Source organism: Streptomyces sp. NPDC023481, from assembly GCF_055560195.1.
The window spans coordinates 141881-163664 of the sequence record NZ_JBVHJE010000018.1 but is presented as its reverse complement, the minus strand read 5'-3'; the positions used below and the strand labels follow the sequence as shown (position 1 = coordinate 163664).

At 72.1% G+C, this 21784-nt stretch carries 21 protein-coding genes and 2 pseudogenes; 10 read left to right on the top strand and 13 right to left on the bottom strand.

All coding sequences use genetic code 11. The features are described from left to right. Positions 1–93: 93 nt before the first annotated feature. Positions 94–894: a CPBP family intramembrane glutamic endopeptidase gene (locus ACZ3ZD_RS30405; protein ID WP_467404287.1), complete on the top strand. Its 801-nt coding sequence runs from the start codon at positions 94–96 to the stop codon at positions 892–894. A gap of 8 nt (positions 895–902) precedes the next feature. On the opposite strand, the gene ACZ3ZD_RS30400 is transcribed toward ACZ3ZD_RS30405, so the two are convergent. Both ACZ3ZD_RS30400 and ACZ3ZD_RS30395 read right to left on the bottom strand, forming a co-directional pair. Further along, a complete protein-coding gene (locus tag ACZ3ZD_RS30400) occupies positions 903–1715 on the bottom strand; it encodes a PhzF family phenazine biosynthesis protein (protein WP_467404193.1) in 813 nt (270 codons plus the stop codon). Positions 1716–1805: 90 nt separating this feature from the next. Beyond that, positions 1806–2147 (bottom strand): annotated as a pseudogene (locus ACZ3ZD_RS30395) (hypothetical protein); the annotation flags it as partial. 201 nt (positions 2148–2348) lie between these two features. On the opposite strand from ACZ3ZD_RS30395, the gene ACZ3ZD_RS30390 reads away from it, so the two are divergent. Next, the gene (locus tag ACZ3ZD_RS30390) at positions 2349–2963 is read left to right on the top strand and encodes a PadR family transcriptional regulator (protein WP_467404190.1); all 615 of its coding nucleotides are present in this window, start codon (positions 2349–2351) and stop codon (positions 2961–2963) included. Positions 2964–3047: 84 nt separating this feature from the next. Here ACZ3ZD_RS30390 and ACZ3ZD_RS30385 read toward each other — a convergent pair whose 3' ends face one another. Continuing rightward, a complete protein-coding gene (locus ACZ3ZD_RS30385; RefSeq protein ID WP_467404187.1) occupies positions 3048–3476 on the bottom strand; it encodes a type II toxin-antitoxin system Rv0910 family toxin in 429 nt (142 codons plus the stop codon). A gap of 201 nt (positions 3477–3677) precedes the next feature. Here ACZ3ZD_RS30385 and ACZ3ZD_RS30380 point away from each other — a divergent pair, with 201 nt between their 5' ends. Next, positions 3678–4340 (top strand): Clp protease N-terminal domain-containing protein, encoded by a 663-nt coding sequence (locus ACZ3ZD_RS30380; RefSeq protein ID WP_467404184.1) that lies wholly within the window; start codon positions 3678–3680, stop codon positions 4338–4340. Between the two features lie 46 nt (positions 4341–4386). Further along, the gene (locus ACZ3ZD_RS30375) at positions 4387–5391 is read left to right on the top strand and encodes an EamA family transporter (RefSeq protein WP_467404182.1); all 1005 of its coding nucleotides are present in this window, start codon (positions 4387–4389) and stop codon (positions 5389–5391) included. A 277-nt stretch (positions 5392–5668) separates the two neighbouring features. On the opposite strand, the gene ACZ3ZD_RS30370 is transcribed toward ACZ3ZD_RS30375, so the two are convergent. Together ACZ3ZD_RS30370 and ACZ3ZD_RS30365 are read right to left on the bottom strand one after the other, a co-directional pair. Beyond that, positions 5669–9025, bottom strand: a complete 3357-nt coding sequence (locus ACZ3ZD_RS30370) for a GH92 family glycosyl hydrolase (RefSeq protein WP_467404178.1) — start codon at positions 9023–9025, stop codon at positions 5669–5671. A gap of 654 nt (positions 9026–9679) precedes the next feature. Beyond that, the gene (locus ACZ3ZD_RS30365) at positions 9680–9850 is read right to left on the bottom strand and encodes a hydrophobic protein (protein ID WP_093682652.1); all 171 of its coding nucleotides are present in this window, start codon (positions 9848–9850) and stop codon (positions 9680–9682) included. Positions 9851–9955: 105 nt separating this feature from the next. Here ACZ3ZD_RS30365 and ACZ3ZD_RS30360 point away from each other — a divergent pair, with 105 nt between their 5' ends. Beyond that, positions 9956–10093 carry a hypothetical protein gene (locus ACZ3ZD_RS30360; protein ID WP_467404174.1) on the top strand — a complete coding sequence of 46 codons (138 nt, stop codon included), beginning with the start codon at positions 9956–9958 and terminating at the stop codon, positions 10091–10093. A 229-nt stretch (positions 10094–10322) separates the two neighbouring features. Here ACZ3ZD_RS30360 and ACZ3ZD_RS30355 read toward each other — a convergent pair whose 3' ends face one another. Both ACZ3ZD_RS30355 and ACZ3ZD_RS30350 read right to left on the bottom strand, forming a co-directional pair. After that, entirely contained in the window at positions 10323–11096 is a 774-nt protein-coding gene (locus ACZ3ZD_RS30355; RefSeq protein WP_467404172.1) for an XRE family transcriptional regulator, read from the bottom strand. A gap of 211 nt (positions 11097–11307) precedes the next feature. Then, positions 11308–11856 carry a hypothetical protein gene (locus ACZ3ZD_RS30350; RefSeq protein WP_467404169.1) on the bottom strand — a complete coding sequence of 183 codons (549 nt, stop codon included), beginning with the start codon at positions 11854–11856 and terminating at the stop codon, positions 11308–11310. Between the two features lie 268 nt (positions 11857–12124). Here ACZ3ZD_RS30350 and ACZ3ZD_RS30345 point away from each other — a divergent pair. Continuing rightward, positions 12125–12238: pseudogene (locus ACZ3ZD_RS30345) on the top strand (oxidoreductase); the annotation flags it as partial. A 128-nt stretch (positions 12239–12366) separates the two neighbouring features. On the opposite strand, the gene ACZ3ZD_RS30340 reads toward ACZ3ZD_RS30345, so the two are convergent. After that, positions 12367–13047, bottom strand: coding sequence for a pyridoxamine 5'-phosphate oxidase family protein (locus ACZ3ZD_RS30340; protein WP_467404167.1), 681 nt, complete (start codon positions 13045–13047; stop codon positions 12367–12369). A 49-nt stretch (positions 13048–13096) separates the two neighbouring features. Here ACZ3ZD_RS30340 and ACZ3ZD_RS30335 point away from each other — a divergent pair, with 49 nt between their 5' ends. Then, the gene (locus ACZ3ZD_RS30335; RefSeq protein WP_467404165.1) at positions 13097–14428 is read left to right on the top strand and encodes an aminotransferase class I/II-fold pyridoxal phosphate-dependent enzyme; all 1332 of its coding nucleotides are present in this window, start codon (positions 13097–13099) and stop codon (positions 14426–14428) included. A 52-nt stretch (positions 14429–14480) separates the two neighbouring features. Here the strand turns inward: ACZ3ZD_RS30335 and ACZ3ZD_RS30330 are convergent, their stop codons facing one another. Then, on the bottom strand, positions 14481–15416 hold the full coding sequence (locus ACZ3ZD_RS30330) for a DMT family transporter (RefSeq protein ID WP_467404162.1): 936 nt from the start codon (positions 15414–15416) through the stop codon (positions 14481–14483). 74 nt (positions 15417–15490) lie between these two features. Between ACZ3ZD_RS30330 and ACZ3ZD_RS30325 the strand changes: the two genes are divergently transcribed. Then, on the top strand, positions 15491–16393 hold the full coding sequence (locus ACZ3ZD_RS30325; RefSeq protein WP_467404160.1) for a LysR family transcriptional regulator: 903 nt from the start codon (positions 15491–15493) through the stop codon (positions 16391–16393). A 15-nt stretch (positions 16394–16408) separates the two neighbouring features. Here ACZ3ZD_RS30325 and ACZ3ZD_RS30320 read toward each other — a convergent pair whose 3' ends face one another. Next, positions 16409–16879 (bottom strand): pyridoxamine 5'-phosphate oxidase family protein, encoded by a 471-nt coding sequence (locus ACZ3ZD_RS30320; protein ID WP_467404155.1) that lies wholly within the window; start codon positions 16877–16879, stop codon positions 16409–16411. A 96-nt stretch (positions 16880–16975) separates the two neighbouring features. Here ACZ3ZD_RS30320 and ACZ3ZD_RS30315 point away from each other — a divergent pair, with 96 nt between their 5' ends. Further along, positions 16976–17620: a cysteine hydrolase family protein gene (locus ACZ3ZD_RS30315; RefSeq protein ID WP_467404153.1), complete on the top strand. Its 645-nt coding sequence runs from the start codon at positions 16976–16978 to the stop codon at positions 17618–17620. A 7-nt stretch (positions 17621–17627) separates the two neighbouring features. Here ACZ3ZD_RS30315 and ACZ3ZD_RS30310 read toward each other — a convergent pair whose 3' ends face one another. Then, positions 17628–18140: a Rieske (2Fe-2S) protein gene (locus ACZ3ZD_RS30310; RefSeq protein WP_467404151.1), complete on the bottom strand. Its 513-nt coding sequence runs from the start codon at positions 18138–18140 to the stop codon at positions 17628–17630. 310 nt (positions 18141–18450) lie between these two features. Between ACZ3ZD_RS30310 and ACZ3ZD_RS30305 the strand changes: the two genes are divergently transcribed. Next, on the top strand, positions 18451–19155 hold the full coding sequence (locus ACZ3ZD_RS30305) for a LuxR C-terminal-related transcriptional regulator (RefSeq protein WP_467404149.1): 705 nt from the start codon (positions 18451–18453) through the stop codon (positions 19153–19155). Between the two features lie 72 nt (positions 19156–19227). On the opposite strand, the gene ACZ3ZD_RS30300 is transcribed toward ACZ3ZD_RS30305, so the two are convergent. After that, positions 19228–20598 carry a TrpB-like pyridoxal phosphate-dependent enzyme gene (locus ACZ3ZD_RS30300; RefSeq protein ID WP_467404146.1) on the bottom strand — a complete coding sequence of 457 codons (1371 nt, stop codon included), beginning with the start codon at positions 20596–20598 and terminating at the stop codon, positions 19228–19230. A 180-nt stretch (positions 20599–20778) separates the two neighbouring features. Further along, a complete protein-coding gene (locus tag ACZ3ZD_RS30295; RefSeq protein WP_467404144.1) occupies positions 20779–21729 on the bottom strand; it encodes a DMT family transporter in 951 nt (316 codons plus the stop codon). Positions 21730–21784 lie beyond the last annotated feature (55 nt).

The following is a 21784-nucleotide window of genomic DNA, read 5'->3' as shown; positions in this document are numbered from 1 at the left end:
GGGCCGGGACCGGTTCCCGGGTCGTACGGCTCGGTCTGCGATCCTTGCCAGGCGAAGGTGGGCCAGGGGCCCGTGAGCCGGCTGGAGGCAGGGGTGCAGGTGGAGGCTGACTCGGTGGCCGATTCCGCGGCGCGGGAGCGCGACCCGCGGCGGATCCTGCGGGACGAGACACTGCTCGTCCTCGCGCTCTCGCTCGGCGCGAGCGGGGTGTCCGCGCTGATCAGCTTCATCGGCTCGGTCACCAAACCGGGCGGTCTCAAGGACCAGGCGGCCACCCTGAACGCCTCGGCCGCCCCAGGCCGCCCCTGGCTCGACCTGGCCTGGCAGCTCTTCGGCATCGCCACCGCGCTGGTCCCCGTCGCCCTCGTCGCCCACCTGCTGCTGCGCGAGGGCGGCAGCCTGCGCACCCTCGGCTTCGACCGCACCCGGCCCTGGCCCGACCTGGCCCGGGGCGCGGGTGTCGCGGCCGTGATCGGCAGCACCGGTATCGCCTTCTACCTCGCCGCCCGCGGCCTCGGCTTCAACCTCACCGTGGTCCCCGAGGCACTGCCGGCCGTGTGGTGGAAGTATCCGGTGCTGATCCTGTCCGCGGTGCAGAACGCGGTCCTCGAAGAGGTGATCGTCGTCGGCTATCTGCTGCGCAGGCTGGACCGGTTGGGCTGGACCCCGGGGACCGCACTGGTGGCCAGCGCGGTCCTGCGCGGGTCGTACCACCTCTACCAGGGCGTCGGCGGTTTCCTCGGCAACCTGGTGATGGGCGTGGTGTTCGTGTACCTGTACCGCCGCTGGGGCCGGGTCGGGCCGCTGGTCGTCGCGCACTCCCTGCTCGACATCGGGGCCTTCGTCGGTTACGCCCTCCTCGCCGGCAAGGTGGGCTGGCTGCCGACCGCCTGAACGGGCCCTCAGGCGCGCAGTTCGCCCTCGATCACGGTCACCGCGCGGCCGGTGAGCAGGGTCCGCTCGCCCCGCAGCAGGGTGCGGACCACGCCGGTACGGCGGGAGGCCTGGAGCCCGGTGAGGTCGTCCCGGCCCAGGCGGGCGGACCAGTGCGGGGCGAGCGCGGTGTGGGCGCTGCCGGTCACCGGGTCCTCGTCGATGCCGACGTTCGGGAAGAAGCCGCGGGAGACGAAGTCGTAGCCGCGGTCCGGGTCGTCGGCGCGGGCGGTGGCGATGACACCGCGGGAGGAGTAGGCGCGCAGCGCCCGGTGGTCGGGGGTGAGGTCGAGGACGGCCTTCTCGTCGGGCAGTTCCACCAGCAGGTCCCCGACGTTCGGGCCGGTGTCGAAGACGGCAACCGGCTGCGAGCCCAGCGCCTCGGCGACCCCGGCCGGGATCTCCACCGGGGTGAGCGGGGCGGTCGGGAAGTCCAGGGTGATCGAGCCGTCCGCGGCGGGCGTGGCGATCAGCACGCCACTGCGGGTGGCGAACCGCACCGGGCCCTCGTGGGCGCCGGTGGTGTGCAGCACGTGGGCCGTGGCGAGGGTGGCGTGCCCGCACATCGCGACCTCGGTGAGGGGCGTGAACCAGCGCAGGGCCCAGTCCGCCTCGCCGCCCCCGGGCAGCCGGTGCGCGAACGCCGTCTCGGCGTGGTTCACCTCCATGGCGACGTTCTGGAGCCAGTCGTCGTCCGGGAAGACGTCGTCCAGGAGCAGGACTCCGGCCGGGTTGCCGGCGAAGGGGCGGTCGGTGAAGGCGTCCACGATTCGAATGCGCATGGGCTGACGCTAGCGGGTGCGACGGGCGCCGCACCAAGGCCAATCGAGAGGTGTCGGACTGAATTCGCCTGCGGGGGCCGGCCGGGTGGGGGCCGCACGGTCGCGTCGCTGGTCGAGGTCGGGTATGTCCTCCCGGTACTCGTCGGCGACCCTCTGGAGTTCGCCGGCCGTCCGTCCGGGAGCATCCCGCCACCATGGTGCCACCAGACACAGCCGCACCAGCTCCAGCAGGCCAAGAGCGAGCAGTCCGGCCTCGCCGTCGAGGCTGACGTACACGACCGGGCGTTCCTCGCCGCCCTCGCCGACGAAGCAGAACGCGTCCCCTGAACCCGCCCGCGCGAACTGCTCCAGCCGGGCGCCGGAGGCAAGCCGGACCCCGTCCTCCAACAGGTGGTCGGCCGGGTTCGTCGCATCGAGGTCCGCGACCCCGGCAACCGTAACGGGGCCTCCGGCACGGGCTGCGGCAGAGCCGGCAGGGGCCGGGTTGAGGCGCGGGTCGAGGCGTAGCTGGGGGTGCGCATCCGATCCACAGGGGCAGGCTTGTCATGGCAGTCGTTGCGATATATCGTTGAAGCATCGCGAACGATACGTGATATTGATATGACAGATCAGCGATGGAATGGAGTGATCGAGATGCGCAGCCACGGATTCGAGCGTGGGCATCGGCATGAGGGTCCCGGGCGGCGGGGAGAGGGGCGGCGCGGCGCGTTCGGGCCCTTCGGGCCGGGTGGTCCGGGATTCGGGCCCGGCGGGCCCGGGTTCGGGCCGGGGCCCTGGGGGCCGCGCGGGCGAGGTGGTCCGCGAGGACGGGCGCGGCGCGGTGACGTCCGCGCCTCCCTCCTCGCCCTGCTCAGGGAACGGCCCATGCACGGTTACGAGATGATCCAGGAGATCGCCGAACGCACCGGCGGTGCCTGGAAGCCCAGCCCCGGATCGGTCTACCCGACCCTCCAACTGCTGGAGGACGAGGGCCTGATCACCAGCGAGAGCGAGGGCGGCAAGAAGCTGTTCTCCCTCACCGAGGCCGGAAGCGCCGCCGCCGAGGAGGGTGCCGACGCCCCCTGGGAGGAGGCCTCGCGCGGGGTCGACTGGGAGGCCCTCACCGAGATCCGCCAGGCCGGCTTCGGTCTGATGGAGGCCTTCGGCCAGGTCTGGAAGACCGGCAGCAAGGAACAGCGGGAGAAGGCGCTGACCGTCCTCAACGACGCCCGCAAGAAGCTGTACCTCATCCTCGCCGACGAGCACTGAGCCGTAGGCGGATGCCGTCCGTCCCCGTACGGCGGCCCGGGCGCCCCGCGTGACCATCGCGCGGGGCGCCTCCGCGTGTCCGGCTCAGGTCACCAGGCCGTCGAGCCTGCGCAGCGACTCGTTCAGCGCTGCCGTCGCCGAGTCCCTGAGCCTGCCCGCCATCAACGACACCGCGGCGCCGGTGAACTCGCCGTCGATCCGGACCGTCGTGGCGTGCCCGTCGGGGGTCAGCGTGTACCGGGTGGCGACGGTCACCGCCATCGGGCCCTTCCCGCGGATGGCGAACACCCGGGCCGGCTCCAGCTCCTCGATGGTCCAGTCGACCTCCGCCGGGAAGCCCATCAGCTTCATGTTCTCCTGGAACGTCCCGCCCACCGCCAGCGTCTCGGGACCGCCCCGGGGGAAGCTGGTGTGGGTCGCGTTCCACGCCCCGTACGACGGCCAGTCGGTGAGCTGCGCCCACACCTTGTCGGCCGGCGCCTGGATGCGTGCCTCCGCGCTGACTTCGGCCATGCGACCACCCCTTCGGATCGGGCGTATCGGGCTACGGTGCGCGGAACGTAGCCGCGGGGGCGCGAACATTCAATACGCGGGATCGGCCGGATCTCCTCCGTAAGGATGAGATCCGGGGCGGCGATGTGCACTCCGCGTGGGACGCCGAAATGGTTCCCCTCGTGGATGTCCCCTGCCGTTGGGGCTGGTGAGGTAGAGGATGTGCAATCCCGTACAGCCCACCGGGCCGCCCACGACGGAGCGGTTCCGCACGCGGACGGCGCTGCCGGGCTCGGTGCCGAGCTGGCGGCGGTGGTCGCCGCTGCCCGCCGCAGGGCCGTCCGGGACCGGGACCGGCAGACCGACACCGCCCATCTGCTCCACGCCCTGCTGGAACACGACCCCGACGCCCGGGGCGCCGTCGGCGGCCCGCGGCTCGCCCGACTCCTCGGATACCTCGTGCAGCGCAGCATCGGCTACGGCCTGCGCTGGCAGACCGGTGTCGAGAACTCCGCCGCGTGCCCCGACTCCGGCGTCCGCTCCGAGCCTGGGGTAGGGGCGGTTCCGCCCGCACGGTCCGACTCCGGCGTACCGTCCGCCCTGCACGGCGGTCGGTGCCAGTCCGCCCGCGGTCCCGAGCGCTGGTCGCCGGCCGCGGCCGCCGCGCTCGCGGACGCGGCGGCGCGGGCCGCGCGGCGGGGCGCGGCCCGGGTGAGCGGTACCGATCTGCTCGCGGCGCTCGCCGCGGACCCGGCGTCCCGGGCCGTCGAGGTCCTGGAGCACGCCGGCATCCCCGCCCACGAGCTGATCGCACGGATCGAGGCCGGCGCCGCCGGGCAGGCCGACGAGCCCGGCCCGCCCCCCGCCGTGCCGTCCACCAGCTGAGACAGGTGTCAACGGGAGTGACGCTCCTGTCGACGCCTGTCATCATGTGCCGGTGCATACGTCTGTGAGCAGTCACCACAGCCCCGGCAAGGGAGCCGGGCTCGGCCTCGCACTCGCCTCGGCGCTGGCCTTCGGCGGGTCCGGAGTGGCCGCCAAGCCGCTGATCGAGGCGGGGCTCGACCCGCTGCACGTGGTGTGGCTGAGGGTGGCGGGCGCCGCCCTGGTGATGCTGCCCGTCGCGGTACGGCACCGGGACCTGCCGCGCCGCCGGCCCGCCCTGCTCGCCGGGTTCGGGCTGCTCGCCGTCGCCGGGGTCCAGGCCTGCTACTTCGCCGCGCTGTCCCGCATACCGGTCGGCGTGGCCCTGCTCATCGAGTACCTGGCTCCCGCCCTGGTGCTGGGCTGGGTGCGGTTCGTGCAGCGGCGGCCCGTCACCCGCGCCGCCGCGTTCGGCGTGATCCTCGCGGCCGGCGGTCTCGCCTGCGTGGTCGAGATCTGGTCCGGGCTGAGCTTCGACGCGCTCGGCCTCGTGCTCGCCCTCGGTGCCGCCTGCTGCCAGGTCGGCTACTTCGTCCTGTCCGACCAGGGCAGCGACGCGGGCGACTCGGCACCGGACCCCCTCGGTGTCATCGCCTACGGCCTCCTCGTCGGCGCCGCCGTGCTGACCGCCCTGGCCCGCCCCTGGAGCATGGACTGGTCCGTGCTGGCGGGCTCCGCACGGCTGGACGGCACCTCCGTACCGGCCGTCGCCCTGCTCGTCTGGATCGTGCTCGTCGCCACGGTGATCGCGTACGTCACCGGCGTGCTGTCGGTGCGCCGGCTGTCGCCGCAGGTCGCCGGGGTGGTCGCCTGCCTGGAGGCGGTCGTGGCGACCGTGCTGGCCTGGGTGCTGCTCGGCGAGCACCTGTCCGCGCCGCAGGTCGCCGGCGGCGCGGTCGTGCTGGTCGGCGCGTTCATCGCCCAGTCCGCCGCCCCGGCCAAGGGCTCCCCGGAACCGGTCGCCTCCGGCGGCCCGGAAAGAGAGATGTCCGCCCGAGGCACCGCCGCCTAGAGGGTGTCTTTCCGATCATCCGATCGTTGGTCTGGTCATCCGCCCAGGGTATGGACCTGAGCGCCGTCCCCCGCATGAGCGCGGGGGACCTCGTCACCGGCGCTCTGCGCGGCCTGGAACTCGGCGAGACCGTCCCCCCCGGCGCCGGGCGGGCCGTCGGGGCTGCGGAAGGCGAGTCGTCCGGTACGTGCCGGGTCTCCCGGCTCGACGACCACCGCCCACTGCGCCGGCAGGCCCGCCTGCTCAGCCGTCGTGAGCGCCTACCGTGCGCCGCCTCTCACTGGCCGAAGCCGTAGGCGAACAGGTGGTCGGTCCCCGACGAGCCCGTCACCGGTAGCGTGATCGACGCCACCTGCTTGGACGGATCCAGCGGGACCTTCGTGGCGAAGACGTAGGTCTTGACGTTGTCCCGGCCCCCGCTTCCGGTGTTCCGGTAGGCCGTCGTGACGGCCGTCGTGTCACCCGCGAGCGGCTTGCTGGACCCGCCGTTGAGCGTCCAGTCCGAGAAGCCGACCGTCGCCTTCGAGGCGGTGCCGTCGGTGTAGGTGACGGTCACTGTCCCCGAGACCCCGCTGCCGTCCGTCGGCGCGTCGGTCGCCGCGCCCAGCAGACCCAGCGACGCGCCCGACGTGCCCGTCGGCATGGGGATGGTCTGGCCGGCCATCTCCAGATTGTCGAGCTGACCGGACGTCACGCCCGGCCATGTGTAGGAGACGCCGTCGGCGGTGAGGGTCGAGCCGCCCGTGACGCCCGCCGCCGACAGCGCGTTCTGCGAGAGCGCCCAACCGCCGCCGTCGAAGCCGCCCGAGAACTTCACGCCGTCGGGGTAGATGCCCTCGTTGGTGTCGTACGGCCACAGCGCACCGGCTTTGGCCACGGCGACGCGGAGGGTCGCGCCGCTCAGCGCCACGCCAGTGCTGTGGTCGGTCAACGCGAAGGTGACCGGGAACGTGCCCTCGTGGTCGCCCGCCGTCACGTGCACCTTCGCCTCGGTGGAGCCCGAGGCGGGCACCGTCAGGGAGCCGGACACCGCGTCCAGCGTGACGCCGGAGGGTACCGTCGCCTTCCAGTCGACCGTGACGGTCCTGCCGCCGAGGTTGGTCACGTCGAGCGTGCTGTCACCGGACGCTCCCGGTTGCAGCACCAGCCCATCGCTGGAGGGACCTGTTGTGGCCAGCACCCGGTCGCCGCCGGTGGTGTCCGACGGCGGCACCGCCGACGGGTCCGACGCCCAGGACGTGTCGGGTCGGGTGCCGAGGGTGAAGTCGACCGTGCCCGCGTTCTTCAACTGCTGGTACGTCAGCCAGGAGGTTTTCCACTCCTTGCCCTTCACATCGAGAGACTGCACGTACGGTGCGTTCGGCGCGGCCTGCGGCGCGTTGATCCGCACTGTCCTGCCGTGGCCGAAGTTCACCTCGGCCGCCGGAAAGACCGGGCTGCCCAGCACCAGGGTGTCGGTGCCCGGGGTCTCCGGATACACGCCGAGCTCGGACCAGACGTACCAGGAACTCATGGCTCCGAGGTCGTCGTTGCCGAACGAACCGACGGGAGCATTGAAGTACAGCTTCTGCTGGACCTCGCGGACGGCCTTCTGGGTCTTCCAGGGCTGGGCTGTGTAGTCGTACTCCCAGGGGATCTCCACGCTGGGCTCGTTGCTCAGGTCGGCGTCGGTGTTGCCGGGGTGGGTGATGTCGTCGAGCAGGCTGTCCAGGAAGGACGAGTACGCCTTGGCGCCGCCGCGCGCCTGGATGAGCTGTTGCAGGTTGAACGGGACCATGGGCGTGTACTGGGCGGAGGTACCCTCCACGAAGCCGTTCGAGGTGCCCGGGGTGAAACCACCCGCGAACTGGCCGTCCTTGTTCTTTGCCTGCATGTAGCCGGTTTGCGGGTTGAAGACGTTCATCCAGTCCTGGGCGCGGGTGGCGAACTTCTTGTAGGCGGCCGTTTTGCCCAGCGACTTCGCGAAGCCGGCGAGGGCGTAGTCGGCGGAGTCGTACTCCAGTTGTGTGGAGACCGGGCCGTAGAAGTTGCAGCAGCCGTAGTCGTTCTCGTCCAGAGGGAGGTAGCCCTTGGCGTCCCGCACCGGCTCACCGGGACGGTCGTTGTTCGGCGTGGTGGCCTCGTGCTGCAGGGCGGCGAGCGCCTTGTCCGTGTCGAAGTCAGTCGCGCCGAAGGCGTAGGCGCCGGCGATGATACCGGCGGCCGGGTCGCCGACCATCACGTAGCTCTCGCCGTTGTTCGAGGCCCACTTGGGCAGCAGGCCCGTTTGGTCGTAGCCATTGAGCATCGAGGTGACGACGTCGTCGGCGACCTTGGGCTCGACCATCGCCATCAGCTGGGTCTGGGAACGGTAGGTGTCCCAGCCGGAATAGTTGGCGTACTGGGCCTTCTGCCCCTTGGCCAGCTTGTGGACCTGGTGGTCCATGCCCATGTACCGGCCGTTGTGGTCCGAGAAGACGTTCGGGTGCAGCAGTGCGTGATACAGCGCGGTGTAGAACTGCACCTGCTGGTCACGGGACCCGCCGCCGATCCGGATCTTGTCGAGCACCGCGTTCCAGGCGTCGTGGTTCGCCTGTTCGACGGCGTCGAAGTTCCAGTTCCTGATCTCGCTGGTGAGGTTGTCTGCCGCGCCTGCGTCGCTCGTGTACGAGATGCCGACCTTCGCGCTCACCGTCGGATCCGACGAGGTGTCGAAAGTCAGGTACATGCCGTTCGCATCCGTCGTAGGAGGCTGGGCGGCCTTGCCACCGGTGGACGAGCGGGGCACCGCGCCGGAGCCCGGCACCGGGGAGGGTGTGCCGGAGACCTTGTCACCGCTCTCGTGGATCGTCGGGGACGGCCTCGCCGGAACGGTGAAGTGCCTTTCCTTCAGCGGGGCCGACCTGGGTGCCTGCGAGGTCGGACGCACCGTGCCCGCCTTCAGCGACCTGGCACCAGGGTTGATGGTGCTGCCCACCCAGGTGCCGCTCGCCGTGAACGGCTGGTCGAACTTGACGTCGAAGTGCAGCGTGTACCTGTTCTTCGCGCCACAGAAGTGACCGCTGTCGATCGCGCCCCTGATCTCCTTGTCGTTCACCACCTGAACGCGGGTTCCGTCGACCTGTGTGGCGCCCCCGCTCAGCTTGAACAACAGGTTCGCCTGTCGGCCCGCGGGGAAGGTGAAGGTGCCCAGGCCGGCGCGGCTGGTGTCGGTCAGCTCGGTTCTGACGCCGCCCGCGTCGGTGACCTTGTAGTGCCCGATGCGGGCCTGCTCGTCGTCGTGGCTGAAGCCGACGGATCTGCTGCCGAGGTCACCCGACAGCGCGCCGGTCACCGGCAGGACGGGCAGGTCGCCCGCGACGGGGCAGCCGGGTCCGGAAAGGTGGGTGAGGCTGAAGCCGGAGATCTTGTTGTCTTTGTACTCGTATCCGCCGCCGTCGGCGCGGTGGGGTGTGGTGTCGGGACCCCACTGCACCATTCCGGCCGGCATGTCGGGACCGGGAAAGGTGTCCACCGCACCGGAGGTGCCGATGAGAGGGTTGACGAGGGATGCCGGATCCTTCACGAAGGCCGGCGTCGTAGCGCTCGCGGCATGGGCGCTCTCGATCGGCGGAACCGCGAGCACGGCCATGCCCAGGACGCAGACCACGGCCATGCGTCGCCGGCATGTCTTTCGGTCGGGTGGCACATCTGAACTTCGGGGTTTCACCATCGGTTGCCTCCGCAGCGGTCAGCGCCTCGGACATCAGGTGCCGACGCGCCGAAGAACCCCGGAACGCCGGCGACAGGCAACGGTTCCCGGTCGCTTCCACGGCCTGACAACGTTGCCATGCATGGATGTCGAGTGAAACGCCTGTGCTGATGACATGTCAACGAGCACAACAAGCCTTTGTGTGAGCGCAGTTCGCCCGACGCTCCGGAACGGCCCGGCGAACCCGCCCACAGCCGGGCCTGCACGGCGACACGGACGGCGCGCGACGCTCCGCCTGGGGCAGGACCGCGGACCGCAGCGACCGCGCCAACGGCGACCGATGTCCGACGGCATCCGGGCGGCGGCGCGCGGCGGCCGGCATCGGGACCCGTCGACAGAGATGTGCGCAGCGGCCCCGCAGACAGGAGGAGCAGGGTTCCACTGCTGGGCCTGCGGGGCCGCTGCATCACTCACGTACCCGGCGATGCGCCCGATACGCCCGATCTCTCCCCGCCAGGCGCGCGAAAACGCTTCTTACGTGAGTGGGGCCCGGCCGTATCCGGCCGGGCCCCATCACCTCGTGCGTGGCGCGTTCCTCGCGCCTGACATGTCTGTCGTCTACCAGCGGTACCAGCGGCCCTTGCGGCCGCCGCTGTCCGCTGTGCGGACGACGAAGCCAAGCAGCCACACGATGAGCACGATCACCGCGATCCACCACAACGCCTTGAGCGCGAAGCCCGCGCCGAAGAGGATCAGGGCCAGCAGAAGAACCAGAAGCAGGGGAACCATTGTTATCAACCTCCTGGCCACCGGATGCCCTTACCTGCCGCTGACAAGCCCGCGAAGTGGGAGTTACTTCCGCGAGACACGGGGCATGTTCACAGGCTGCGTGCCATGCCGGTGCCGCTGGAGCGCAATCTCAACCGTCGGGCCGAAACGTTCGGGCACGCCGCGGACCTCTCCATCGAGGGGATCACGTGGGTGGGCGTGACCCGAACCTTCCGGGCTGCGTTCGGATGGGTGACCGCATGACCGGCATCGCAGACGAGCCCTACGTCGGGGTGCTCGGTTGTGGCGGAAGGACAAGTGCGGGTCATCACCGAGGCCCTCGTCGACGCCGTCACAGGGCGCGGTGGCATGACGGGCAGTCGTGCGGACGGACGACGTCGGTCCAGGCTGACGGCTCCTGAAGGAGGGACTGCCAGCCCGAGGGCATCGCGGGAGCCCGGCGGGTGGACCGTCGCCCGCCCCGGGCAGGGGCTCAGCCCTCGTCCGGATCCTGTACGTCCATGCCGGTGCAGGCCAGTTGTTCGGCCACCTCTGCGCAGGCCTCGACGCCCCGGGGGGAGCGCACGGAGAGCATCGGGCTCGTGTAGCCGGTGGTGTCGTCGGCCGGGTAGGTCGTGGAGAGGACGTCCCGGCCCGCGCGTACCGAGACCTCGCGGGCGTGCGGGGAGCGCACCCGCACCTCCGACCAGGCGGTACCGCAGGCCGGGGAGTAGCGCAGCCGGACGGTGTAGGCGGGGTCGGTGACGGTGCTGGTGGTCCGCGCGTCGCGGGCGCAGGCCGTCACGTCGGGCAACTCGCCCCGGCAGGAGGGTCTGTAGCAGTGCGGGACCGCCATCACGACCGGCGTATCGGTCGAACCGCTCTGGTCGTGCGCGGAGACGGCGGCGCCCACCACGGCCGCCACCCCCGCCAGCGCGAGCGCACACAGTGGCAGCCACCGCCCGCGCGAGCGCCGGGGCTCGATCCTGTCCGGGGTGCGGGCGGGCGACGGATCGTCGGCGGTGTGCTCGGTGGCCTCCCACAGGGCCAGCACCGCGTCGGGATCGACGCGGGCCAGCCGGGTGAGCGTCTCCACGGCGGGGCGCGGCGGCCGCTGAGCACCGGTCAGGTAGCGGTGCCAGGCGGACTTGCTGTACGGGGTGCGCGCTGCCAGCGCCGCCAGGCTCAGCCCCGTACCGTCCTTCAGTTCCCGCAGTCTGACCACCAACGGTTCGTCGGGCGCGGTCGGTTTCTCGGGGTGGGGCATGGTGCGTCCCTCGACTCCTCTTCCACTATGGGCATTTCGCCCTTGATGTCGGAATGGCTTCCCGAGGGGAAGGCGGTTGCAACACTCGGTGAGGTGTGAGGAGGGTGAGGCACATGAGCGCGTCGAAGGCCCGTTCGGGGATACGTGGTCCCGAACAGGCCTCGACGGTAGGGGTGGACGGTGGTTCAAGGGGTACGGCGGTGGGGGACCGTCAGCACCACGGGAGCGCGGTGCCGACCCTGACGTAGTGGGCGGAGACGTAGCCCCGGTGGTGGGACAGCCGGTACCACGTGTGGTTGCCGTACACCCCGGTGCCGTAGCGCTTGCAGGTGAGGGCCACGAGCCGGCGGTGGTGCCGGTGACCGACCACCCGGTAGCCGGTGCCCGGGCCGGAGCGGACGTTCAACGCGAGGCGGTGCGTGACCACACGGCCCACGGCGGGGATGCCACGCCGATACGACGCGGTGTGCACGATGACGCGGCGGAGCCGGTGGGTGCTGTGCGCCGAGTGGAGGCGGCGCCCGGCGTGGTGCTTGCCGTGCACGCGGTGGACGCTGCTGTGGTGGCGGGCGGTACGGTGCTTCGCCGACTGGTGCTGGGCGGGAGCGGGCAGCAGCGAGGGGAGGGTGTGCCGCACGCCGGTGGCGGGCGTGGGGTACGGGGTGGTGCCGCCCGTCGGGGCGGCGCCGGCCGCCGTGGGCAGGATGGCGAGCACCGCGACCGCGGCCAGCATGCCGCTCTGCAGGGTCCGTCGGATCATGGAAACCTCCGGGCTGTCGTTCTCGTGACCACGCACCGTGATCACGACAGCAAGCGTTTCCATGACGAGCTGTCAGAATGCCGTTCCCCCGTCCCGTGGGACACCGGGGACGTCCCCGGGAACGGGCGGGGGACGGGACGCCGGCGGTGCCGGGCCCACCCTGCGCCGCTCGTACAACAAAGTGTGGCCAACCGATGGGGAAGACCCCGCCTGGCACGAGGCGCAGGGCCTCGGCAGGGCCACCGACCGGGCCACGCTTGAGGACGCACTCCTCGTGAAGGGCGTCCTCATGCACCGCTGGGCCGAGCGCGACGGCACCTATGCCAACCTCGTCGCGCAGCGCTCCCGGGCCTTGGCCATGCTCCCCAGCCGCCAAGGCTGACACCCCCGGGCGGCCGAGAGCGGCCATGCATTCCGGGCGGCGGCTCCGCGGGCCTCGGCGGCCGGTCCTCCTCGTCCGCCCGTGGCTACCGGTCCGGCGGGAGGCCCGTTCCGGTGGGGGCGGTGTCGTCAGCGGGTCCGCAGGTAGTCCGGCAGTTCGATGCCGGGTGCCAGGTCGGCGTTGCGGATCGGGGCGTCGTAGCCCTTGCGCAGGGGGACGACCCCGGCCCAGTGCGGCAGGGAGACGTCCTCCGGCTCGTCGCTGGCGTCGCCGGTGCGGACCTTGGCGGAGACCTCCTCCAGGTCCAGGCGGATCACCGCGGTGGCGGCCAGCTCCTTCTTGTTCGCGGGCCGGGAGTCGGCGGCCCGGCCCGGGACGACGTGGTCGACCAGCGCGTCCAGGGCGATGCGCCGCTCCTCGGGGTCGGTGACCTCGTGCGCGACGCCGTGCACCACGACCGAGCGATAGTTGATCGAGTGGTGGAAGGCGGAACGGGCCAGCACCAGCCCGTCGACGTGGGTGACCGTCAGGCACACCGGCAGGCCCGGGTCGGCCGCGCCGGTCATCCGCAGCGGGCGGGAACCGGTGGAACCGTGCACGTACAGCCGCTCGCCGACCCGGCCGTACAGCGTCGGCAGCACCACCGGGGCGCCGTCGCGGACGAAGCCGAGGTGGCAGACGTACCCCTCGTCCAGTATGGCGTGCACCAACTCCTTGTCGTACGAAGCCCGTTCCGCGGAGCGCGTGGGCACGGTCCGGTCGGTCGGTGAGTAGGCGGCGGCCCGGGTGTCCTCGGTCGTGCGCTGCACGGCGATCCCTCCATTGCGGCGGTGTTTGTACTAGTGCATAATTGGCTTTGTGCTAGGAGAGTATCGGATCGAAGGGCGGGGCGCAGCCGACATCGCGGCCGGCGTCGAGCGCGCGGTCGGCGCCGGGGAGCTGCGGCCGGGCCAAGCCCTGCCTCCGCTCAGGGAGTTGGCGGTCCACTTGGGCGTGAACCCGAACACGGTGGCCGCCGCCTACCGCATCCTGCGCGAGCGCGGGGTGATCGAGACGGCCGGCCGCCGGGGCAGCCGTGTCCGCCCCCGGCCGGCCACCACCGGCCGCGAGGAACTGCGCGTGGAGGTGCCGCCCGGAGGCCGGGACCTCTCCACGGGCAACCCCGACCCGGCCCTGCTGCCCCGCCTGGCCCCGGCCCTCGCCGCGGCGGCCGAGCGGGGCGACCGCCGACCCGTCCGCTACGGCGACGACCCGGTGGACGCCGACCTGGCCCGCGTCGCCCGCGCCGAACTCGACGCCGACTCCGTTCCCGCGGGCCCGCTAACCGTGACCTCCGGCTCCCTCGACGCCATCGAACGCGTCCTCACCGCCCACCTCAGGCCCGGTGACACGGTCGCCGTCGAGGACCCGGGCTGGGGCAGTCTCCTCGACCTCGTCCCCGCGCTGGGCCTGAACACCGCCCCGGTCGGCGTGGACGACGACGGACCGCGCGCCGACGACCTGCGCCGTGCCCTGGATGCCGGCGCCCGTGCCCTGATCGTCACCGGCCGGGCGCAGAACCCCACCGGCGCCTCGGTGACCGCCGCCCGAGCGCGTGCCCTGCGCGCGGTGCTGGGTGACCACCCGGAGACCCTGCTCATCGAGGACGACCACGGCCACGGCATCGTCGATCTGCCCCTGCACCCCCTCGCCGGCGTCACCCGGCACTGGGCCTTCGTCCGCTCCGCCGCCAAGGCCTACGGCCCCGACCTGCGCCTCGCCGTCCTCGCCGGGGACCCCGTCACCGTCGACCGGGTCCGGGGCCGGCTGCGCCTGGGCCCCGGCTGGGTCAGCCTCGTCCTCCAGCGGACCGTGGCCCACCTGTGGACGCACGGCGCGGTGGACCGGGCGGCGGTGGCGCGGTCGTACCGTGACCGCAGGGCGGGGCTGGTCGACGCGCTGGCGGAGCGGGGGGTCGTCGCCCACGGCCGCAGCGGCATGAACGTCTGGGTGCCGGTCCCCGACGAGACGGGCGCCCTCGCCCGCCTGCTGCAGAGGGGCTGGGCGGTGGCCCCGGGAGCCCGGTTCCGCCTGGCCTCCCCGCAGGCCGTCCGCATCACGGTCTCACCGCTCGCCGTGGCGGACATCCCTCCCCTGGCCGACGCGGTGGCGGCGGCGGTACGGCCGTCTCCTGCGCGGGTGTACGGCTGACGGCGATCGGGGGAGGGGACGGGCGCCCCTTACGAGCCCCTGCCGTGACGCCTCAGGCCCCCTTGCCCCGCACCTGTGTCAGCGCGGCCCCCGCCAGTACGATCACCGCGCCCACCGGGGTCGTCCAGCGCAGCGACTCGCCGAGGATCGCCACGCCCGCGGCCGTCGCGATGACCGGGATGAAGTACGTGACCATCTGGGCGGTGGTGGGTCCGACCTCGGCGACCAGCCCGTACTGGAGGAGGACCGCCAGCCCCGTCCCCAGCACGCCCAGTCCGGCGACGGCCAGCAGCGGGACGAGCGCGAAGTGCTCGGGCACGTGGGTGAAAAAGGGGGTGACGAGGGCGAGTTGCACCGTGGCGAGCAGCAACTGGCCGCCGGTCATCGACAGATGGGAGTTACCCGTGCCGGCCAGGGTCCGGCGGACGTAGATCCAGCCCACCGGGTAGCTGAGCGAGGCCAGCAGTGCCATCGCCGTGCCCGTCGCGTCCAGGCCGTGGAAGCCCTGCCAGGCTCCCAGCACCGTGAGGACGCCCAGGAAGCCCAGGCCGAGCCCGGCCACGCGCACCCTGGTGGGCCGGTCCTCGGAGAGGGCGACCAGGGACAGGGCCATGCCCCACAGAGGGGAGGTCGCGTTGCAGATGCCGGCCAGGGTGGACGGGATCGTCAGCTCGGAGTAGGCGAAGAGGGAGAACGGCAGGGCGTTCAGCAGGAACGCGGCGACCGCCATGTGCCCCCACAGCCGGGCCCCGCGCGGCAGCCGCTCGCGTTTGACCGCCATCGCCGTCACGAGGACCGCCGTACCGAACGCCAGGCGTCCGAGGGTGACCTGGAAGGGGGCGTACCCCTGGGTCCCCACCTTGATCAACAGGAAGCTGAAGCCCCAGATCATGGAGAGGGCGCCGAAGCGGAGCCGCCAGTCGAGGCGGGCGCGGGGGCGGGCGGGTGCGGGGGACCGGGTGGGGGATGACGTGGTAACCGTGCTCATGCCCATCACTGTGCGGGAAGCGATCTCGTAGCACAATCGAGATTTCTCACCTGGTATCTCTTAGAATCACTTACATGTTGAATCTGGAGCGCCTGCGCACCCTCGACGCACTGTCCCGGCACGGTTCGGTCAGCGCCGCCGCCGAGGCGCTGCACGTCACCACGTCCGCGGTCTCGCAGCAGCTGGGCAAGCTGGAGCGGGAGATCGGCCAGCAGCTCCTGGCCAGGAACGGCCGGGGTGTACGACTCACGGACGCCGGCCGGCTGCTGTCGGAGCACGCGTCACGCATCCTGTCGCAGGTCGAGCTGGCCGAGTCCGACCTGGAGGCGCACCGCGGCCAGGTCGTCGGCGAACTGCGGCTCTCGGCGTTCCCGACCGCCGCCCGGGGTCTCTTCCCCGCCGCGCTGGGCGCGCTGCGCGCCGAGCACCCGGGGCTGCGCGTGCGCTCCAGCGAGCTGGAGCCGGAGAACGGCATCGCCGGTGTCGTCCGCGGCGACCTCGACCTCGCGGTGGTCCTGGACTGGTACAACAAGCCGATGCCGCTGCCCGACGGCCTCGTCAAGGCGCACCTGCTGGACGACCCGGCCGATGTCGCGATGCCCGTCGGGCACCGGCTCGCGGACCGGGACGAGGTGGAGCTGACCGAGTTCGCCGAGGACGAGTGGATCACCTGGGGCGAGGGCGAGTTCTGCCACGAGTGGCTGATGTTCACCCTGCGGTCCAAGGGCGTCGAGCCGATCGTCGGCCACCGCGCGGGCGAGACGCACACCCAACTCGGCCTGGTGGCAGCAGGGTTGGGTGTGTGCATCGCGCCACTGCTGGGCCGGCACCCGGTGCCCGAGGGGGTGGTCCTGGTGCCGCTCAGGCAGCGGGTGCGCCGCCATGTGTACGTGGTCTGGCGGGCGGACGCGGACCGCAGGCCTTCGATCCGCGCGGCGGTGGAGGCGCTGCGCGGCGCCGCCCGGCAGCTGGGCTGACGACCCCGGTCCCCGTCACGTCCCGCCCAGTTTCCGGAAGTCCCAGGACACGATCTTGTCCGGGGTCAGCCGGGCCCAGGCGTGCCGGCCGTCGTGCGGCATCTCGTCCAGGCCGAAGTTCTTGCGGGCGAACAGCGTCTCGGCGGTGTCGAGTTCGGCGCACAGCTCGCCCCGGCGCGGTATCTCGCCCACGAACTCCACCCGGCCGGTCAGCTCGGCCCCGCGCAACTGGTCGTACTCCTCGCCGGAGTCGACCACGACGGCCACCCGCGGGTCCCGGCCCAGCTGGGCCCAACGACGGCTGCGCACCACCGAGTACAGCCACAGCGAGGTGCCGTCCCAGGCGAACCACAGCGCGCTGACGTGCGGTGTGCCGTCGCCGGAGACGGTCGCCACCCGGCAGGTGCGCTGGGTGGTCAGGAACTCGTCCAGCTCACCGGGCGTCATCATGATCTTCCGGCCCCGGCGCTGCTGAGTGACGGACATGCGGCCCTCTTCTCCCACGTCGTGTCAGAAAACTATGGTGATCCTCTGACATCACGTCAGAAAAGAGAAGCCGTCGTCCACCAGGGGGCACCCGCCATGCGGTCGTACGAGCAACTCCCCTCACTCATCGACCCCGCGAGCACCGTCCTGCTCACCGTGGAGTGCCAGCGGGGAGTCGTCGGACCGGACAGCGCCCTGCCCGAACTCGCCCGCGAGGCACGCTCCTCGGGCGCCCTGCGCAACGTGGCCCGGCTGGTCGCCGCCGCGCACGAGAGCGGGATGCAGGTCGTCCACGCGATCGCCGAGCGCCGGCCCGACGGGCGGGGCGCCAACCGCAACGCCCGCCTGTTCCGGGCCGCCGAACGGCTCCCCGCGCAGCAGTTGGCCGGTAGTACGGCGGTCCGGGTCGCGCCCCCGATCGAGGTCGCCGAGGAGGACATCGTCGTACGACGGCTGCACGGGCTGTCCCCGATCCACGGCACCGAGGTCGACGCCCTGCTGCGCAACCTGGGCTGCCGCACGCTGGTCGTCACCGGTGTCTCGGCGAACGTCGCCGTCCCCAACGCCGTGTTCGACGCCGTCAACCTCGGCTACACCGCCGTCGTCCCGGCGGACGCCGTCGCGGGGGTGCCCGCCGAGTACACCCCCGCGATGATCCGCAACACCCTCGCGCTGGTCGCCTCCATCACGACCACCGACGAGGTGCTCGGCTGCCTCGCCGGGCCGCGGAAGCGGCGCTGAGGCCCGCTCAGGCCAGCTTGATCTCGTCGCCGGAGACGGTGATCCGCGCCGCCGGAAGCGCCTGCGTGGCGGGCCCCTTCTTCACGCTGCCGTCCGCCACCGAGAACTCGCTGTTGTGGCAGGGGCACCGGATCACGCCGTCCGCCACGCTGCCCACCGCGCAGCCCTGGTGGGTGCACTTGGACGAGAACGCCTTGTAGGTGCCGGCCGTGGGCTGGGTGACCACGACACCCTGGTCCTTGAAGATCTTACCGCCGCCCTCGGGGATGTCCGCGGTCTTGGCGAGCGCGGCGCCGCCGGCCGCGGAACCGCCGCCCTGCGCCGACCCGGTGGACCCCGTGGCCCCGGTGGTGCCCGTCGCCCCGGTGCCCGTGGTCCCGGTGGATCCCGACCCGGTGGCCGAGGAGTCGTCGCCCGAGCCGCAGGCGGTCAGCGCGGCGGCGAGCCCCGCCGCTCCGGCCGCCGCCACGACGGTACGGCGGCCCGGTCCGGCTGCGGGGTGGAGCGATGCGCTGGTCATGTGTGGATTCCCTTCCGCGGAGCTTCTCCTGGTCCGCCATGGGGTACGGGCGGGGGAGCGCGGCCGTTCAGACGGGCGTCCGGAACCTTGCCGGGCCGCCTCCCCGCGGATGCGGGCCCCGCATTTCTCGGGCGGCGGTTACGGGCAACGAGCCGCACGGGGATTTTCGGGACCGTTTACCGCTGCACCCGTGGGATTCGGCTGCTCGTCGTCTATCCTTCGACCTCGGGGTTCCCGCACCAAAGCGCTTTCGACCGCGTTCGAGCAGGTGAAGATCCATTTCTTCAGAAAAGACGGGGGAATCGGGCACATGGAGAACTTAAAGTCACAACAATCGCCGGAGATCACTGTTATTCGCGTCCTCATTCTGGACGCGTCGCCGATCACCCGCAGCGGCCTGCGGGCGGTACTGCGCTGCAAGTCGGGTATCGACGTCGTGGCCGAGGCGTGCGACCACCACGAGGCGGTGACGCTGATGGCCGAGACCAAGCCGCACGTCGTCGTCCACACCGTCGAGAGCCCCAACGGCTGCTGCTCGGCGACGCTGCGTCAGGCCGAGGGCTGGCAGGGCAAGGTGCTGGCACTGGTCAGCGACTCCCTGTGCGACTCCGCGACGATCGGCCTCATCGGGAAGGACGCCGACGGAACGCTGCTGCGCAGCGCGCAGGTGGACGACCTGGTCGCCGCGCTGCACATGCTCGTGGCCGGCTACTCCCTCTTCCCGGCACCGGTCGCGGCGGCCGGGCCGGCCGAGCGCCGGCTCCCGCCGGCGGCCCTGTCCTCCGCCACGGTGCCGAAGCAGGCCTCCGCCTGCACGCCGTACTCGCTGACGCCCCGGGAGCACGACGTGCTGCGCCTGCTCGGCCGGGGCCGCACCAACGCCGAGATCTCCGCGCAACTCACGCTCAGCGAGAGCACCGTGAAGTCCCATGTGCAGAACCTGCTGGCGAAGCTGGGGCTGCGCAACCGCGTGGAGGCGGCGCTGTACGCCGTCGAGGCCGGGCTGGTCGACTGACCGCGACCGGGCTGGTCGACTGACCACGGCCGGGCCGCGCACCCGCTCACGGGTGCGCGGCCCGGCCCCGTCTCAGACCGGGATCTTCGCCGACGGCAGCTCACCGAGGGCCCGTTCGATCTCCGCCTGGTCCGGTTCGTGGTCGGTCAGGGTCTGGGCCAGGTAGGAGTCGTAGGCCGCCATGTCGAAGTTGCCGTGCCCGGAGACGTGGACGAGGATCACCCGCGCCTCGCCCGCCTCCCGTGCGGCCAGCGCCTCGTCGATGGCCCCGCGGACGCCGTGGGCGGACTCCGGGGCCATCACGAAGCCCTCGTTGCGCGCGAAGAGCACGGCCGCGCTGAAGATGTCGGTCTGCGACACCGAGCGCGCCTGCACGTGGCCGTGCTGCACCAGCGTCCCCATGGTCGGGGAGCTGCCGTGGTGGCGCAGACCGCCGGCGTGGATGGGGGCGGGCATGAAGTTGTGCCCGAGGGTGAACATGGGCAGCACCGGGCCGAGCGAGGCGGTGTCGGGATAGTCGTAGGCGTAGGTGCCCCGGGTGAGGCTGGGGCAGGCGTCCGGCTCGACGGCGACGAAGCGGGTGCCGGAGCGCTTGCCGGTCAGGGTGTCGTACAGGAACGGGTACGACAGGCCGGCGTAGCCGGAGCCGCCCCCGACGCAGCCCACCACCACGTCCGGGTAGTCGTCGGCGATCTCCAGCTGCTTCTTGGCTTCCAGGCCGATCACCGACTGGTGGATCAGTACGTTGTTGGAGATGGAGCCGAGCGCGAAGCGGGTGTCCTCGCGGCTGAGCGCGTCCTGCACGGCCTCGCTGATGGCGATGCCGATCGAGCCCGGGGAGTCGGGGGTCTGCGCCAGCACCGCGCGCCCCGCCTCGGTGCGCGCACTGGGCGACGGGTGCACCTCGGCGCCCCAGGTCTCCATCAGGATGCGCCGGTAGGGCTTCTGCCGGAAGGAGGAGCGGACCATGTAGACGGTGACCTCCAGACCGAACAGCGAGCCCGCGAAGGACAGCGCAGAGCCCCACTGTCCGGCCCCGGTCTCGCTGGTCAGCCGGCGCACCCCGTCCTCGGCCGCGTAGAAGGCCTGCGCGATGGCGGTGTTGGGCTTGTGGGACCCCGCGGGTGAGACGCCCTCGTACTTGAAGTAGATCCGGGCCGGGGTGTCCAGCGCGCGCTCCAGCCGCGTCGCCCGGTGCAGCGGGGAGGGCCGCCAGATCTGGTACAGCTCGCGCACCCGGTCCGGGATCTCGATCCAGCGCTGCTCGGAGAACTCCTGCTCGATGACGCCCTGGGGCAGCAGCCCCGAGAGGTCCTCGGGACGCAGCGGCTCCAGCGTCTGCGGGTGCAGCGCGGGCGGCGGGCTCGCCGGCAGGTCGGGAACGATGTTGTACCAGTGGTCCGGAAGGTCTGCGGCGCTCAGGACGACATGCGTGGTGGTCATGGATTTCGCATCCTCACGGGAGAGGGAAGGAGATGCGGCGCGGTGGCGCCGGAAGTGCCGGACGCGGTCCTGCGGGGCCTGGGCCCTCTCTTGCGGATCCTGCCGGCCGGAAGAAAGGACCTGGCCCCCTCATGCTAGAAATGCGGCTCCTGGCCCGGTACCAGGCGAAATGACGAATGTTCAGCCGTCGTCATCCGCCGTCGGTACCGGCACTTTCGGATCCGCCGGACCGGTCGGCGGCCCTTCGGACGCGGGCGCCGCGGGCGCGGGTACGGCGTCCCGGGCCGGCGCGGACAGGCCCGCGCTGAGCCCCGTACCGACCAGGATGCTGCCGGTGACCTGGGCCGCGCCGAGCGTGCCGCTGCCGACCATCGGTGCGGTGAACGCCGCCATGACCGGGATGAGCCCGGCGAACAGGCTGGTCGCCTCCGGGCCGAGGGCGCGCAGGCCGAGGTAGTAGAAGATGAACGCCGCCGCGGTCACCGCCACCGCCAGGTAGCACAGGGCGCCCAGTTCGCGCGCGTCCGGCCGGCGCAGCGCCCCGGCGGGCAGTTCGACCGCCGCGGTCAGGGCGCCCATCTCGACCGTCGCCAGGACGCAGACGTAGGTCGCCACCGGGATCGCCCCCAGCCGGGGCAGCAGCGGCACCGCCAGCAGGGTGAAGGAGACCTCGCCCAGCAGGGCCAGCAGGGAGAACCCGAAGCCGCCCGCGCTGCCGCGCCCGAAACCGACCAGCACGGCGGCACCGGCGACCACGAGGGCGGCCGAGGCGATCAGACGCCCCGACACCCGGCGCCGGCTCAGCAGCGGACCGGCGATCGCCACCAGCAGCGGGGTCGCGCCGACGATCACGCCGAGTACGGCGGGCTCGGCGGAACCCAGTGCGGCCAGGCAGGCCAGGTTGAAGCCGACCAGACCGGTCCCGGCCAGCAGCGCCAGCAGCGCCCACTCCCGTCCGGTCGGCCGCGGCCAGCGCACGCGCCCCACGACGGACAGCAGCGACAGGCTCAGCGCGCCCAGAGCGAACCGCAGGGTCTGGCCGCTCAGGAACGGATAGTCCGTCAGCAGGCTCGTGGCCACGAAGGAGGTGCCCGCCAGCGCGGTGCCGAGCGCCGCGTAAAGCGCCCCCACGGTCCGAGAAGGCGCCGTTCCCGCCGCCGGCCGTCCGGCCCCGCCCGATTCACTT